Genomic DNA, 15,786 nt, shown 5'->3' with positions numbered 1-15,786 from the left:
GGCGGGCCAAGAGCCCGGCCGGCGGGGCGCTGCGTGGCTGCTGCGCTGCAGGCCGTTACTCAACGAAGGAACTCTATGCAACTGGTCAAGACCGAACGAGACACCCTCCTCAGGCCGCTGCAAACGGTCAGCGGCATCGTCGAACGCCGCCATACGTTGCCGATCCTCGCCAACCTGCTGATCACCAAGAACGGCCCGGACGTTTCATTCCTGTCGACCGACCTGGAGCTGCAGATCACCACGCGCGCCGATTTCGGCGTCGGCGGCGACCAGGTCGCGACCACTGTCGCGGCGCGCAAGCTGCTCGACATCCTGCGTGCGATGCCTGACGGCCAGGTCACGCTGTCGCTCGCCGACAAGCGCCTCACCGTTCAATCGGGCAAGAGCCGCTTCGCACTGCAGACGCTGGCGGCCGACGAGTTCCCGACCGTCGCGCAGGCCAAGGATTTCGGCGCCACGCTCACCGTCCCGCAGAAGTCGTTCCGCCAGTTGCTCGGCATGGTGCACTTCGCGATGGCGCAGCAGGACATCCGCTACTACCTGAACGGCATGCTGCTCGTCGTCGACGGCGACCAGCTGATGGCCGTGGCCACCGACGGCCACCGCCTCGCGTTCTCGTCGATGAAGCTCGAAGGCGGCACGTTCGGCCGCCAGGAAGTCATCGTGCCGCGCAAGACGATTCTCGAGCTGCAGCGCCTGCTCGAAGACATCGACGACACCGTCACCATCGACATCGCGCAAACCCAGGCCAAGTTCACGTTCGGCCAGGTCGAGCTCGTGTCGAAACTCGTCGAGGGCAAGTTCCCCGACTTCCAGCGCGTGATCCCGAAGGCGCACAAGAACACGTTCGAGATCGGCCGTGAAGAACTGCAGCGTTCGCTGCAGCGCGCGGCGATCCTGACCTCGGACAAGTTCAAGGGCGTGCGCTGCATCATCGCGCCGGGCCAGCTGAAGATCATGTCGACCAACGCCGATCAGGAAGAGGCGCAGGAAGAACTCGAAATCGCCTACCAGGGCGATACCGTCGACATCGGCTTCAACGTCACGTATCTGCTCGACGTGCTCGCGAACCTGAAGGTCGACACCGTGCAGGTGAGCCTCGGCGACGCCAGCTCGAGCGCGCTGATCACCGTGCCCGAGAACGACGAGTTCAAGTATGTCGTGATGCCGATGCGCATCTGACGCGCTCGACATCGCGACACACACCAGGGGGCGGCAAGCCCCTTTGGCGTTTTTATGGCGAACCGACAACCCGCCCCTTTGATGCCGTTTCGGCACCTGGGGCGGGCCAGGAAACTGGAGCGGCCCGGCGATTTCTCTCGCTGAAACGCACCGCGCCGCCACGAGAGTGGCCCCGCAGAACCGGAAGATATCCATGAGTGAACAGCACAATTCGCAACCCGATAACAGCAGCTACGGCGCCTCGTCGATCCAGATCCTCGAAGGTCTGGAAGCGGTGCGCAAGCGCCCCGGGATGTACATCGGCGACACGTCGGACGGCACCGGTCTGCACCACCTCGTGTTCGAGGTGCTCGACAACTCGATCGACGAAGCGCTGGCCGGGTACTGCAACGACATCCACGTGACGATTCACGCCGACAACTCGATTTCCGTGGTCGACAACGGCCGCGGGATTCCGACCGACGTGAAGATGAACGACAAGCACGAGCCGAAGCGCAGCGCCGCCGAGATCGTGATGACCGAGCTGCACGCCGGCGGCAAGTTCGACCAGAACAGCTACAAGGTGTCCGGCGGCCTGCACGGCGTGGGCGTGTCGTGCGTGAACGCGCTGTCGAGCTGGCTGCGCCTCACCGTGCGCCGCGACGGCAAGAAGCGTTTCATGGAGTTCCACCGCGGCGTCGCGCAGGATCGCGTGATCGAGGTGGTGGACGGCGTGGAAGTGTCGCCGATGCTGGTGACGGGTGACACCGAGAACCGCGGCACCGAAGTGCACTTCATGGCCGATCCGACGATTTTCGGGACCGTCGAGTATCACTACGACATTCTGGCCAAGCGGATGCGCGAGCTTTCGTTCCTGAACAATGGTGTGCGGATTCGTCTTACGGACCTGCGCTCGGGCAAGGAAGACGATTTCGCATTCGCCGGCGGTGTGAAGGGCTTCGTCGAATACATCAACAAGACGAAGACCAACCTGCACCCGACCGTGTTCTTCGCCAACGGCGAGAAGGACGGCGTGGGCGTCGAAGTCGCGATGCAGTGGAACGACAGCTACAACGAGAACGTGCTGTGCTTCACGAACAACATTCCGCAGCGCGACGGCGGCACGCACCTGACCGGCCTGCGGGCCGCGATGACGCGCGTCATCAACAAGTACATCACCGACAACGAAATCGCGAAGAAGGCAAAGGTCGAAACGACCGGCGACGACATGCGCGAAGGGCTGTCGTGCGTGCTCTCCGTGAAGGTGCCGGAGCCGAAGTTCAGCTCGCAGACGAAGGACAAGCTGGTTTCTTCCGAGGTTCGTGCGCCGGTTGAGGAAGTTGTGGCGAAGGCGCTGGAAGAGTTCCTGCTGGAAACGCCGATCGACGCGAAGATCATTTGCGGGAAGATCGTTGAGGCTGCTCGGGCGCGTGATGCGGCTCGGAAGGCGCGTGAGATGACGCGTCGGAAGGGCGTGCTCGACGGCGTCGGCCTGCCCGGCAAGCTCGCGGACTGCCAGGAGAAAGACCCGGCGAAGTGCGAAATCTACATCGTCGAGGGTGACTCGGCAGGTGGGTCGGCCAAGCAAGGGCGTGATCGCAAGTTCCAGGCCATTCTGCCGCTGCGCGGCAAGGTGCTTAACGTCGAGAAGGCGCGCTACGACAAGCTGCTGTCGTCGGAGCAGATCGTCACGCTCGTGACCGCGCTTGGCTGCGGCATCGGCAAGGAAGACTACAACCTCGAGAAGCTCCGCTATCACCGCATCATCATCATGACCGACGCGGACGTCGACGGTGCGCACATCCGGACGCTACTGCTCACGTTCCTGTATCGCCAGATGCCGGACATGATCGAGCGCGGGTACGTGTATATCGCGCAGCCGCCGCTTTACAAGATCAAGGCGGGCAAGGACGAGCGGTATCTGAAGGATGACGTGGAGCTCAACGCGCATATGCTGCGGTTGGCGCTGCAAGGGTCGGAGCTGGTGCCGGGTGAGAATGCGGCGGCGATTTCTGGGGATGCGCTTGGAGAACTGGCGCGGTCGTATCTGCTGTCGCAGAGCGTGATCGATCGGTTGAGCCGGTTGTATGACCCGGCGGCGCTGGAAGCGGTCATGGACGGCGTGGTGATCGATCTCTCCAATGAGGCTTCGACCGAGGCTTCGGCTAAGGCTCTTCATGCCGCGTTGCATGATGAAGCGCTGAAGAACGAAGTGCGGGTTGTGCCTTCGTATGACCCGGTTCGCGAACAGCGGGCGCTGCATGTCGAGCGGACGCATCACGGCAACGTGCGGGTCTCGGTCATCGACCAGGAATTCCAGCACACGGCGGATTATCAGCAGCTCGTGACCACCGCGAATACGTTCAAGGGGCTCATCGGGGAAGGTGCGGTCATCAAGCGCGGTGAGCGCAGCATGGCTGTCGCGGACTTCAAGAGCGCGATGAAGTGGCTGCTGGCGGATGCCGAACGCAACGTCTCGAAACAACGCTATAAGGGGCTCGGCGAGATGAACCCCGAGCAGCTGTGGGAAACGACGATGGATCCGGCAGTGCGGCGATTGCTGCGTGTGCAGATCGAAGACGCGATCGCGGCGGATGGGATCTTTACTACCCTCATGGGCGATGACGTCGAGCCGCGGCGGGCGTTTATCGAGTCGAATGCGTTGCGGGCGGGGAATATTGACGTTTGATTTTGTAGGTTGTCAAAGATAGTGAAAAACGTGTCACTGAGATGAAAAACATCTCTCACCGTTCGTGAAAATTTGCTCAATGTTGTAGCCCGGTCGACTGCCCACGTCGCCCGGGCTATTTTAATTTTTGACGCCATAAATCCCGCCACTGCTGTGGGAACTGGTCGGTGAACGAACGGCCGGCTGGAAAGAGAAGCTCATCAGTTCGATGAATTGATCATGTCAAGAAGGAAAAATATTTCCAGGTGCATGGTGGTCGTCATCACGCTCTTCATGACGCCCGCGCAAACAGAGCTGCATACCGCTAGCAAGTGACAATGTCAAGGGTGGTTCTGTGGCCCTCTGCGATTTCGCCCACGTGAGTGGCAAAATTATGAACTTCGATACTTACCTCGGCCTCTTCGGCATCCGTAATGCACTAAAGGAGCTTATAGTTAAGCGCCGTCGTTTCCATACCCTGATATTTTCAAATGGACAATAGCCCTTCCATTAACAAAAACCGTGCCGACGTTCTGGTTCTCTGCGCACTTTCCGATGAATATCGTGAAGTGCTCAACGTAAGTGACGGTATCGTCTCGCCAGGATGGACGGAGAAAACAACTGACCAAGGTTGGCAAATCGCAGAGGCGTCGTTCTCTGCCACTGGCGGTCAGCAGATCCGTGTTGTCGCGTCTTTTTGTGTATTCATGGGTGGTGCGCATGCTCTCGCAACATTAAATCACCTCTGGGCCGAATACCCGGCACGATGCGTCGCTATGACGGGCATATGCGGCGGAAGACGGAACAAGGTATCGTTGGGAGACGTCATTTTCGCGGACCGGCTCTACACCTACGACGTTGGCAAAATTGTGGTCGAAGACGGGAAGCAGCACTTTCAAGGCGACCCAATCCAGTACCATCCGCCTGTAGTGTGGCTGCAGCGGATTCAGGCCGTCGCTTCCGGATCACCGGGTGCATGGATATCGTCCCGGCCCGCGCTTACACTAGAAGCTCAAGAGCACTGGGTACTGCAGTGCGTCCTTGACAATGTCAAACCGCAAACACATCCGGGTTTTGCATCGGCATGTCCGGACTGGTCGGAGACGGTATCGCGTCTTTGGCGACGCAAGTGGCTTGACAAGCACGGGCAACTCACGGATAGCGGCAGAGAACACGCGGAACAGGTTCGCTTTCAGTACGGTATTGGCGGCCGGCCATCCGGTCCATTCAAAGTACATGTCGCGCCGATTGCCACGGGCTCGTCGGTGATCGAGGACGCCGGTGTTTTTCCTCGCCTCGCGGAGTCGATGCGCAAGGTCCTTGGTGTTGACATGGAAGCGAGCGCCCTGGCCGTCGCAGGTGAGTTCATGTCCGTTCCTGTAATTGTGGCGAAGGGTGTTTCCGACTATGGCGATCCGTACAAAGACGATCGCTACCGGCACTTTGCGGCTCGGGCTGCTGCTGAGTACACAATTTCGCTGATGCGTCAATCTGTCGATTTACTGCGGAGTGGATTCAATGCAGCTTTGTCGGACGTCAAGCAGCAAAGCTCATCGACAGCTTCTCAGGGTGGTGTCCCGCGCGATTTGCTCGACTTGCTGGCGGATCAGTATCCGGACGCAAGCGATGCGCGCGCTTTGTGGGTGCGTGCTGGAGGCAAAGCTGGGCAGGTAGAGTCTGGTCGTCCTTTCGACATGTGGCAGCGCCTATGGACCTTAAGTCTGCAAGGGGCGGCCGCAAGACCTGCGGCCCTGCTTCGTGAGGTTTTGGTGGATATCCCCGGAAACGACATTGTGCTGCGATATTTTTCCGCACTTGAGTGATTGCGGAAGATGCAAGCGAGGCCCTTTAACAACAACAGGTTAATCGATGGCAAATTTGCTAAGTGAACTGATTGCTGCTGGATGGATCGAAAAGCTCGACGGTCAAGACGAGCGGCTTCAAAAACTTGAACGCGCGGCTGAGTCTCTTGCTGCAGAATTCAAGAAAGAACCACAACGGCTCATTCCCGCGATCCTCGCTGCGCTCGCTAGCGATGTGACCAGCGATGATCCTTCTATTCAGCAGGCTGAGCAGGCGCTCATCAGCCATTGGCAGACCGTGGAGTCGGTCCATACCGACAAGCCTATCGGTATCTATCGCGCATTGCTTCTCGCGGGTTGCGCCGGCGCAGCCGACGGCAGCAACGCCGCCATTCTCTGGCTGACTGCCGTCGACATGCTGCCCTTTTCCCGGCTCGGTCGCGCGGAGGCAAGCATACGCAAACTGTTGGAATCGTTTGCCGAGAGGGCGGAATCAGAGGCGATTTCACTGCTGCCGGATGCTTCTAGAAAGCGTAAGGCAGCCAGCGTGCCTGCGCTCGATTTCGGCGAGATGGAACCTTACAAAATCAAGCGAGAATGGCTGTTTACAGAGATCGGCGCAGCGACAGGGCCACAAAACTCGCAAAATGGAAATCAGCCGTTCAAGGCCGAGTTCAATCCGCATTGGTCGAATTCGCCGGCACCGTGGACCTACGAGTTCGCCAACCGGATGAAAGATGTGATCGGCGCGCTTTCGGATGCTATCTCGGAACAGGCACTCAAGCAGCAGCAGGTTATTGGGGGAATAATTGCCGAAGCATTCAAGGCGCAATCACAAATTTTGCAGGAAGCGATCACGTCTGCTCAGAACTTGCAGTCACGCGACCAAGTGCGACTGGATACGCTGTGGTGGTATGAGTCGCTCTATTCGCCTTCGATGCGCAAAAGTTATCGGGATATAGACCCGTTTCTGGCAATGGTTATGATGCCCCTCGACTTGCTCGCGATTACGCCGACCGTTACTCCCGCGAGCGTCGCATACGTCTTGTCCGAGGCCGTGGGGCGCCTTCCGGGAGCGGGTTTTGATAACGCACTTCCGTTGTCCGATCTGCTAACTTCTGTTTCGCGATTGCGCGGCGAGGTGCCCACCGACACTTTGCAGAATTTCGCGGCCCCAAGCGGCAGCGGTCGGCTGTCGTTGCGCGATTTGGTTCGCCTCGCGTTGAGCCAGGACAATCCTCCGATGGCCGAGCTGTTGAAACGGGCCTATATACCTGCCGAAGCAGCGATGACCGCTCCACAGATGGCGCGCGCTATCTTACGTCAGGAACAGGCGACCCGCCTTGCCGGGGTTAAAAAGTGAATAAGCGCCGTTGCTCCAATCAAAAGTGTCATGTCGACGACGGCGAAACCTGCCCGTTGGGAGCACTTACACCTGATGCATGTACGAGCTGGCACTCCGGCGGCGAAGAAGCGAGTCCTGAGACGGATTCAAGCGAACATTACGAGGCGCGCGTCCCTTGGTCTGGCAGTGCTCTCGGTTTGTCCGATCTGATGATACTCCTACCTCGTAGCCGACATTTGCTGATCGGTGTCCTCGGTGCACACGACGCAGGCAAGACGACCATGTTGACGGCGAACTACCTCCTTATGCTCCAGGGTAACCGTCTGGCCGAAGCTACATTCGCCGGCTCGCGAACGCTCGGCGCCTGGGAGTCGCTCGCGTCCTGGATGCGCTTCCATGACGCCGCTCTCGCTCCGATGTTCCCGCCGCACACTCCTCGCGGAAGCAGCCGGGTGCCTGGGTTGCTTCATGTGGCCTTGCGACGGAAGAGCGGCCAGCTCAGAGATCTCCTGCTGGCGGACGCGCCGGGAGAATGGTTTTCGAAATGGGCAATAGCGGAAAACGCGGCTCCTTCGGAGGGAGCACAGTGGCTTGTAGATCGCTCAGATGCGTTCATTGTTATCGCCGACTGTGACCGGTTAAGAGGGAAGGACCGAGGACTTGCTCGGGCAGAACTTCTGCAGTTGATTGAGCGCTTAGGCAACCACGTGGGTAGCCGGCCGACGATCCTAGTGTGGACAAAGAGCGAGTTCGAGATCCCGCCTGCGATTCGTGAATCGATACAGGCTGCAATAGCGCAAAATCTGCCTGGCGCCACGGAACATTGCGTCACGATCAGCGACCCGGAGACGTTTTCCGAAGCGCTCGGGGATATTGTTTCGGTCGCGTGGGACTCGCCACATTCCAAACCAATGATCGAGGCCGTGCAGCGCCACGACGTGTTCTTTGCGTTCCGGGGGCACCATGCGGATTCCTGAACTAATTTTGCTCGGTGGGCCCAACAGCGGCAAAACCCATTTTGCCGGGCAGCTTTACGGGCGGTTGCGGCGCAAGAGCGGCCGATTGCTGTTGCGTCGAGAGGGCGGAACGCCGGCCGATCTGTCCGCGCTGGAAGACGTCCTGCGTAGTCTTGCATCTGGGCATGCAGCCCAGCACACATCGGCTCAGACGTGGTCTGAAATCGTGTTGCCGATAGTTGATTCACGGGGGCAGGCAATCGAACTGCGTTGGCCGGATTATGGTGGCGAACAACTTAACACAGCCTTCCAGCAACGTGCCGTCAGCCAGGCGTGGCGTGAGCGACTCCGCAAAGCATCAGGATGGATAGTTCTTATTCGCCTGAACGCGGAGACAACCTATTCCGATGCGCTGAACCGTCTTCGAGAGGGTTCGATCAAGCAAGCTACGACCTCCGAGCGTGCAAGCAAGTGGGATGCAAATGCCCGTTGGACGGAGCTGCTCCAGCTTCTGCTTCACATAGCTGGCCACGGCACAGTCCAACAGGTCAACACGCCCAGGCTCATCGTGATGCTGTCCTGTTTCGACGAGCTAGGAACACAAGCTGCCCAGCCATGCGAAATTCTCGCATCGCGCCTGCCTCTCGTTTATTCGTTTCTCGAAAGCATCTGGTCTCCAGGTGCGTTCAGTGTTTGGGGACTTTCCGCGCTAGGGCGACACCTCGACGAACAGAGCGAGGACGAAGTCTTCATTGATCAAGGGCCAGAAAACCAAGGGTGGGTCGTGGCCCCGGATGGCAGTCGTAGTGAAGATCTAACTCTACCGCTCGATTGGCTTTTGAATCCTGTATGACGGCACCGGTAAATGCACCAGTGTATCCAGTTCGCGCGCGCTACGGCGAACGCGACAAGACGCATGCCTTGCTCAGCAGCACTGCGGACGAGACCCTGATACCCGCAACGTTACTTGAACTTACCGATAAGCCGCCTGGCTATACCCCGTCGGGCGAGCGGTGGTGGCCCTCCGTCGGGTGTGGACCGATCGGTCAATGGTGGGTACTGTGGTGGACCATGCCAGATGAGCGTGCTACGCGCGGAGGCATGGTCAGAAGCGAGGTCTCGCTATGGCCGCTCGACTGTGCCCCGGACATTCAAGACCTTGCTGCGGAAATGGCGGCTCTGAACGGCGGCGAATCGTTTTATCCTGCTCCGAGCGAGATGCTTGCTACGGTCGCCGAGTCGCTTATTGCTGGAAATGTAGGTACCCCAGTGCTCGGCGATCTCGATATGTGGCCCAGCATTCTTGCCGGCCTTTGGCATCGCCTTTGGCCCGACGCCCGTAAATGCTTCGCTGCGCGCGTCGCGATCAGTCCGCCGGCTGGAGGTGAGTCAGTCTCTCCTCCGTGGCTGTACGCCGTGTCGCCTGAACGTATCAATCAATGGCCCCATGCGTCAATCATCCCTATCGCGTCGGCAAAGACGGTCAATGCGAGCAGGGGTGCACGGTGGGTAAGCGGCGAAAACGATGCCATCATAGAAGAACTGATTGCTGCGAACGAAGGGATCGGACAGGATCTCTCAGGAATTCGCCGCATCTCACGTGCTGCTGAGCGCCTCGAATCACTGCGCAAAAATGCCGATGCGCCTGCCGCGACAGAGTTACTGCGTACTCTATGCGCCATTGCACCTGAGCGAAATTCTCTCGCACGATTTAAGTCTGAGGCACTTGCGATTTTGGATAAGACGCTGCCAACCGCGACGGCGAGTCTGGTCAATTCGCTTGCCAACATCCGTCTGTCTGAGCTTCCGGAGGGCGCAGATACGCTTCTGACAACCTCCGTCGAAAACTGGTCTACCAATCAACTCCCACAGATTCGCGGGGCTGAATCCGACCGGTTCTTGAGTTTGGCGCTCGCTGGCCAGGCTGAGCAATGGTGGGTGGTCTCGGCACGAGCCGGAATCAAGCGCGGTATTCGAAGTGACGCACCTGTGTGGCCACCGTTCCTGCTGCGCTGGCTGTCCTCTACCGTCGAGAAGTCGTTTTCGGAAGTGCTCGGAGTCAATCTAGGCACTTTGGAGGACAAGTTGCTCACCGCAGCTTCGGCGGCAACAATGAGCGACACTGAATCTTCTGTGCTGCGCCAAAACACACGCACTTTGCGCTGGTCGCGCCTGCATGCATTGGCCACCTTGTCAGTCCTGCCGCCAAAGGAGGCTTTGCAATCCCAACTTACGTTCACTCCAGACCCCATTCCTGGATTGAACTTCCTGGTCGACAGGATTTCCGGGCCCGTCCTTGTAGGTAAGGCTGTTGAAATCAACGACACGGCGCTGTTCTCTTTGGTAGCCAGACGCACGGTGACATGCCCCGAACTTCTCGGCAGAATGAAACTTTCCCAAAAGGCTTGGCGTACCTTGTGGGAGCTACATATCGAAGCAGGCGGAGTTCCTTGGCCGTCCAATGTTAGCCGGGATGATCAAGCCAAGGAGTATTTGGCCTTTGCGACGTCTGAAGGACAAGGGGCATCGCTAATTTCCCGCTTTGCATCGGATTTCGCTTCCGCCGCACTGGGGTTTCCAGATCGACGCTTACTTTGGGGAGCGCTCGACAAACGTGCCTCCGACTCGTTGGCCACAGAGGTCGCTAGCCTCATACTGCAAAAGGTGAACACCGGCGAAAATGTGGCTTGCCCGGAACCGATCTTGCTCGCCGCCGTTTGTCACATTGCTGCACATAGCGACCTGACGGCCTATGGCGCGACGTGCCTGTTGATATGGCAACCTCAGATATCCGAATACGCAGCCGAACGAATTGTCGATCGGATTTGTTACTGGCACGAGCCAGGGGTGACAAAGTTGGGCCGGCTTGTGCTGGACCGCGGTTGGCGGCGCATTGCTCGCTGGCTAATCAGTCAATTTCGGTTCGGCTCTACGTCGGTTTTACCCGCAATCCATGCCTGCGCCGATCTGTACAACTTTTGGGATCTGTTATTCATTCCAGCGGCTCCTGGAACAGAGCCGAGGAAAGTTGATCGTAACCAGCTGATCTTGCGTGTTGCGGACCTCGGGAGCGAGTTGGCCGCCGCTAGACTTGATGAGCTATGGCAACGCGCTGGCGGCAAGCGCGGCGTTCTTTTACATTCGGGTACCGCAAGCGAGCGCTGGCATGATGCAGCAACAAAGGCGGCGTCCGGAGCGTTGGGCGAAGGCTTGATGTCACTGGTCAGCGCGCTACTGGATGATCTGCCGAATAATCCGGACCTGAAAGCGCTGGAAAGAATCATCCAAGATAGCGTATGAGTCGCGCTCGCCAGAGCGCTATCAGCGTCCATCGCAGCCGCAACCGATGCTGGCTAGTGTAGTAGGCGATAGCCCATGGTTTCATCAGCGGCGCCGACTTCCGGCGGTGGCATCGGACCTTAGAAGGTCGTGCGCGGGGGCATCGATCAATGGAAATCCTCCAAACCATGATTGATCATCATCTTGGGCGTGGGGAGTAGGCCCCAAATCAGTCGCGCCGACCGATGCGAACTCCAAGACTAAGGCCATCGATGCAAACGCAGCGCGCGAAATCACGCCCCGGCCGCCCGCGCAACCAACTCGGCGAGCCGGCCGGATGGTTCAACTAGCGCGAGCCATCGCCTTGATCCAACGCCCGAGGCACAAATCGGCGGCTTTCCGCACATCGTCAACGACCACCGCCCTTTCATCTGAGTCGCGGATCAAGTGCGCTCGATGACTGAGCTCCGCGATCCGCTGATGCGCGGCATTTGTCGCGTCGTAAGGCGGCAACGTCATGTGCTTAAAGATGTCACCTACCTGAATGTCAACGTTATGCGCCTCCACGTATTGCCCAACGATGGTCGAGTTGAGCATGCCGCACAAATAGTGCGCTGCCATCTCGTCGTCGAACGCCACAAAAAACACCTTGTGGTCCGGGACGAAAGGCCTCGTCCCCACGAGTGGAACGCGCGCGCTGCCGGCCACCGCCGCGCAGAAGTTGCCGGGCATCTCCGCCCAGATCACCTTCCAGGGTGCAAACGTGTAGTCGCCAACGTTGTAAATGGTGAAATTTGGCGCTTTAGCCGACCGCATCCGCGATTTCCACGTTGATCGCTGTTCCAATACGTCTTTGAACGAATTGAAATATCGGCGCGTCGCGGGCAATTCGAGAACCCGCTCCCCCGCCGCGTCGAAATCAGACTTCTTGATGCCGACGTTGGGAACCAGCGTGTAGAGGTGTAGGTCCGGCTTCAGATAGCAGGGCTCAAAGTCGGAGGCTCCCTTGACCAGCGGAAACAGCCAATCGGGTTCGATCCATGCCCGCCTGGCGACACCGATGTCCTTGCGGCCGGATCCCGGCTGCGTCTCGATCTGCACAAGTCGGTCGGTTTTGTTTTGATCAATGACCGGCACGAAGTAAACGCCGTTGAGGTCGGTGGTGATCCCTTTGTGGCCCTCCACCCATTTGCAAGGACGGGCGATCTGGCTGATTTCCGAAAACCTCCCGATCGGCAGCACCGCCCACGGCGAGCCCACGCCCCCAACCGGCGTCGCTTCCCACGTGTCGCGCTCGACCCGCCCCAACACCTCGTCCAAAGTAAGCTCCGGCGGTATCCGCCGCGTATAGCCCTCGGCGGCATCCCAAACCTTGTAGGGCACCGGGTAGGAGGGGCTGGCCTCGCCCTTTTGAAACAAAGCGATAGCCGTTTTGTTGGCGGCATTGGGAAATGGCTTAAGCGCCTTGAGATCTTCGACCTCGATCGGCGCGAGATGGGAGCCACGGTCAATGCGGAAATTCCGGAAGCCGGCGGACGACGGATTCTGAAAGAGAATTTGGGTGATGACGAACGCCATGCGGCCACCCATCTTTAGCCATTTGTCAGCTGTCGTGTAGGTGATCATCGCCGAGATGTCGAGCTCGTTGCCGCCATGATGCCTCGTCTCGGAGAAGATGTCGTATCGTTCGCACGTGGGCTTGACGCGCTCCCGATAGGTTTCCGGAAGCCGCGACCACCGCACCCAAGGCGGGTTCCCGACAATCGCGTCAAAGTGGCCCGCCGTTGCCGACCAGAAGAAGTTTCGGACAATGCGGAACCAGATGCCGTTCCACTTCTGCTTATGCAGTTCCAAAACCTGTTCGTATGTTGTGCGCAAGGGTTCCGACCAGGCTTGCGCCTCCGCCCTGCTCAGCAACTTGGCGCGCACCAGGGCGGCGGACATGGTCGAGTATTCATGGCTTAGCTCGACGTGTTCGCCCATGAGGTCAAACACCGAATCGAGCCTAGGCCTGTTGAAGGCAAGCGCCGAGGGCAAGTGAATGTCCAAGCTGGCTTTGCGACTGCCGATTCGATATTGCACAACGTCCGCGTCGCCCTCTGGATCGGCCGCGGGCGAGTAGATCGCGTCTGCCAACAGAATGGGCAGCTCAATCCGCCGGCCGCGAGCGGAAGACAGCAGGTCTGCGATTTCCATCAGGAAATTCACGCGCGCGGTTTGAACCGCCAAGGGGTTGAGGTCGAAACCCCAAACCTCGTCGAGCACGGCGTCTACTGTGGCCCTATCATCCAACCCCTTTCGGACGGCCTCGGCGCGCTTGCGTCGGATCACCTCGACGAGGAAGGAGCCGGACCCGCATGTTGGATCGAGAAATCGCGTCCCAATCCACGCAGAGGGGGCGACCTTCGCGACGGTCAGCTCGACCAGCCAATCGGGCGTGTAGAACTCGCCCAGGCTCTTGCGCAGCGTCTCGGGCACAAGCCCCTGGTAGAAATCCCGCAAGGCGTCTCGCTGCCGCCCGAGGCGATCGGTCCTATAAAGCGCGAGCTTGCCGATCAGGGCGCGAAGCGCGGGAATCAAATCTCTCGCGCCTTCCGGCGTTCCGGCGGCATCGATATACCAACTGAAAATCGCTTCTTCCACGAAACCACCAAGCCCGGCGGTCTCAAACAACTGACCCCGCTCGATTTGCAGCCGAAGCTGGTCGATCAGTTGCGCGTCGTCCATCAGCGCAGAAAACGCTTCCGCCGGCCCCGCGATCGTCGTGAGCCCGTGCGTGGACACGATTTCCGCTGCGAGCAGCTTGATAATGAGGGAGTTGTAGGTGTGGATGACAAACAAGCGCGCCGACATCGAATGAAGCTTGGCCCCTCGCCATGTGAAGCGCAGCACCTTCTCGATCGTCTCAACCTGGAAGCCCGAAAGATCTGCCACCTGTCCGTAGAGCGCCCGCCACTCTTCGAACAACATCGAGATCTTACTTACCTCGGGCGCGTCAATAGCACGCTGAAGTGCATGGCAGAGGGCTTGCATGACGGCACACGCGGCCTCTGACGCATGCCCGAAGTCATCGAGCAAACTTTCCGCTACAACGGGGCGACGAAAATTATTTCTACATGCCTCAATCACCATTCCCACGGAAACGACTGAGAACGGCAAGAGATAGTTATGTCGAATCGCTCCTTCCACAACCTGGGCAAAGCACAAATGCTCGCCGTCGATGGCGATGCCGATGAAGTCCTCGGGCGGGATTCCGCTCTGCTCGGCTGATTTCAGGATGTAGGGGAGCAGGCGCTCGTTCATCGCCTCTCGAAAGCTCGCGCTCTTGTCACTGCCGTTGAAGAGGCCGGGAGCTTTAAACTCAATGACCACGTTGTTGAAGCTGAGGTCAAGGCGAGCGCGTTCGGCATCGAAGACGACATCGAGTGCGGATTCGAGCGCGGATATCCACGCCGTGCGGACCTCCTCCTCTCCACGCCACCTTCTGCGACGGCGATCAATATGGTTGTAAGCTTTGGTGGCGATGGCGTCTGCGGTCATCTCATGCGAAGTCAGTGGTTGCGGAGGCGCCCGGCGCGACCGAGTCCCGCCCGCGCACCTCACTGTCGCGGAGACCACGCGCTCGGCGCTTGATCGTCGGGTCCAGCCACGCATGGACGCGAGCGATTATAGAGGCTTCCATCGCTCGCTCGAACTTTGGAACCCCGCGAGCACACACGTTCACCGCAGGTCAGCCTTGCTTCGCAGGCGTCGTCGTTCATCGAGATCTAGACCTATGCCGTGATTTCCCGCGACTAAAACTCAAGAAGCTATGCCGATTAGCCACTCCTCGAATTTTCCATATTTCGAGATGCCCAGTTAGGTAGACTCAAACGGCATCACCGCAAAAAAGCGCGGGCCGCATGGGCCGCCACCCATACGACCCGCTGACCACCACCAACTCGTCCTAGGAGTCGGAAATGGCTAACGCCAATCATAAGTCACGCCCCGTCGTAACGGAACGCTTCGTCACCGTTCAAGAGTCAGCCCGCCATCATTCCTTGTCTAGGGTTCTCCGTGCCATCAGAGAGCACCGGAGGCTCAATACGACGTATTTCCCGTGGATCAAAATAGCGGGAGTATGGCTTGAGGACGCGGGATTCGAGGCTGGAGAACGCGTCCGGATTACCGTCGAGGACAAGCGACTCATCATCACGCCGATGTGATCGGCGCATTGGCGATGGTGGACGTCGCAAGTCACTATCCGTCTGGAAGACCCGTACCCGGTGCTCAATACCGTTAGTAACTGTGACAAGCGACGATTGTTCTGAAACTGCAGCGGGCCGATCACTCAGGTCCGCTGCCGCATAGCCTTTCAGGACGTGCTGCAACCCATGCCAGGCACCGTGCACATTTCCGTTGCGCCAATGCAAAAACCCCCGCCTTGTCGGGCGGGGGTTCTTGGCTTGAGGGAGCCTGACGATTACCTACTTTCACACGGGAATCCGCACTATCATCGGCGTAGAGTCGTTTCACGGTCCTGTTCGGGATGGGAAGGGGTGGGACCGACTCGCTATGGTCATCAGGCAAAGGGGG

At 59.0% G+C, this 15,786-nt stretch carries 9 protein-coding genes and 1 rRNA gene; 8 read left to right on the top strand and 2 right to left on the bottom strand.

Annotation, left to right across the window (positions count from 1 at the left end; translation table 11 throughout):
* Positions 1-75 precede the first annotated feature (75 nt).
* The 7 genes from dnaN to QZM15_RS30540 all read left to right on the top strand — a co-directional run bounded on the left by dnaN (position 76) and on the right by QZM15_RS30540 (position 11,232).
* Positions 76-1,182 carry a DNA polymerase III subunit beta gene (dnaN, locus tag QZM15_RS30570; protein ID WP_006756934.1) on the top strand — a complete coding sequence of 369 codons (1,107 nt, stop codon included), beginning with the start codon at positions 76-78 and terminating at the stop codon, positions 1,180-1,182.
* 193 nt (positions 1,183-1,375) lie between these two features.
* Complete coding sequence (gene gyrB, locus QZM15_RS30565) at positions 1,376-3,850, top strand: DNA topoisomerase (ATP-hydrolyzing) subunit B (protein WP_302107851.1); 2,475 nt, start codon at positions 1,376-1,378, stop codon at positions 3,848-3,850.
* A gap of 470 nt (positions 3,851-4,320) precedes the next feature.
* Positions 4,321-5,652, top strand: coding sequence for an effector-associated domain EAD1-containing protein (locus tag QZM15_RS30560; RefSeq protein WP_302107831.1), 1,332 nt, complete (start codon positions 4,321-4,323; stop codon positions 5,650-5,652).
* A 46-nt stretch (positions 5,653-5,698) separates the two neighbouring features.
* On the top strand, positions 5,699-6,994 hold the full coding sequence (locus tag QZM15_RS30555) for a GTPase-associated system all-helical protein GASH (RefSeq protein ID WP_302107830.1): 1,296 nt from the start codon (positions 5,699-5,701) through the stop codon (positions 6,992-6,994).
* A 191-nt stretch (positions 6,995-7,185) separates the two neighbouring features.
* Complete coding sequence (locus QZM15_RS30550) at positions 7,186-7,953, top strand: hypothetical protein (RefSeq protein WP_302107850.1); 768 nt, start codon at positions 7,186-7,188, stop codon at positions 7,951-7,953.
* Positions 7,940-8,785: a hypothetical protein gene (locus QZM15_RS30545; protein ID WP_302107829.1), complete on the top strand. Its 846-nt coding sequence runs from the start codon at positions 7,940-7,942 to the stop codon at positions 8,783-8,785. Before QZM15_RS30550 ends, QZM15_RS30545 begins: the two co-directional genes overlap by 14 nt.
* Positions 8,782-11,232 (top strand): effector-associated domain EAD1-containing protein, encoded by a 2,451-nt coding sequence (locus QZM15_RS30540; RefSeq protein ID WP_302107828.1) that lies wholly within the window; start codon positions 8,782-8,784, stop codon positions 11,230-11,232. The genes QZM15_RS30545 and QZM15_RS30540 overlap by 4 nt, the downstream gene beginning before the upstream one ends.
* Before the next feature lie 321 nt (positions 11,233-11,553).
* Here QZM15_RS30540 and QZM15_RS30535 read toward each other — a convergent pair whose 3' ends face one another.
* Positions 11,554-14,751: an N-6 DNA methylase gene (locus tag QZM15_RS30535; protein WP_302107827.1), complete on the bottom strand. Its 3,198-nt coding sequence runs from the start codon at positions 14,749-14,751 to the stop codon at positions 11,554-11,556.
* Positions 14,752-15,170: 419 nt separating this feature from the next.
* On the opposite strand from QZM15_RS30535, the gene QZM15_RS30530 reads away from it, so the two are divergent.
* Positions 15,171-15,416: a SymE family type I addiction module toxin gene (locus QZM15_RS30530; RefSeq protein ID WP_060734070.1), complete on the top strand. Its 246-nt coding sequence runs from the start codon at positions 15,171-15,173 to the stop codon at positions 15,414-15,416.
* A 248-nt stretch (positions 15,417-15,664) separates the two neighbouring features.
* On the opposite strand, the gene rrf is transcribed toward QZM15_RS30530, so the two are convergent.
* Positions 15,665-15,777 (bottom strand): 5S ribosomal RNA (gene rrf, locus QZM15_RS30525).
* Positions 15,778-15,786 lie beyond the last annotated feature (9 nt).

The organism is Burkholderia sp. AU44665, assembly GCF_030504405.1.
Classification (GTDB): Bacteria; Pseudomonadota; Gammaproteobacteria; order Burkholderiales; family Burkholderiaceae; genus Burkholderia; species Burkholderia semiarida.
This window is presented reverse-complemented; position numbering and strand designations above follow the sequence as displayed.

What these genes read in the sequence shown, in the direction of transcription:
- QZM15_RS30560 (WP_302107831.1), top strand. Translation starts at nt 4,321, where the DNA reads ATGGACAATAGCCCTTCCATTAACAAAAACCGTGCCGACGTTCTGGTT.
- gyrB (WP_302107851.1), top strand. Translation starts at nt 1,376, where the DNA reads ATGAGTGAACAGCACAATTCGCAACCCGATAACAGCAGCTACGGCGCC.
- QZM15_RS30545 (WP_302107829.1), top strand. Translation starts at nt 7,940, where the DNA reads ATGCGGATTCCTGAACTAATTTTGCTCGGTGGGCCCAACAGCGGCAAA.
- QZM15_RS30530 (WP_060734070.1), top strand. Translation starts at nt 15,171, where the DNA reads ATGGCTAACGCCAATCATAAGTCACGCCCCGTCGTAACGGAACGCTTC.
- QZM15_RS30535 (WP_302107827.1), bottom strand. Translation starts at nt 14,751, where the DNA reads ATGACCGCAGACGCCATCGCCACCAAAGCTTACAACCATATTGATCGC.
- QZM15_RS30540 (WP_302107828.1), top strand. Translation starts at nt 8,782, where the DNA reads ATGACGGCACCGGTAAATGCACCAGTGTATCCAGTTCGCGCGCGCTAC.
- QZM15_RS30555 (WP_302107830.1), top strand. Translation starts at nt 5,699, where the DNA reads ATGGCAAATTTGCTAAGTGAACTGATTGCTGCTGGATGGATCGAAAAG.
- QZM15_RS30550 (WP_302107850.1), top strand. Translation starts at nt 7,186, where the DNA reads ATGATACTCCTACCTCGTAGCCGACATTTGCTGATCGGTGTCCTCGGT.
- dnaN (WP_006756934.1), top strand. Translation starts at nt 76, where the DNA reads ATGCAACTGGTCAAGACCGAACGAGACACCCTCCTCAGGCCGCTGCAA.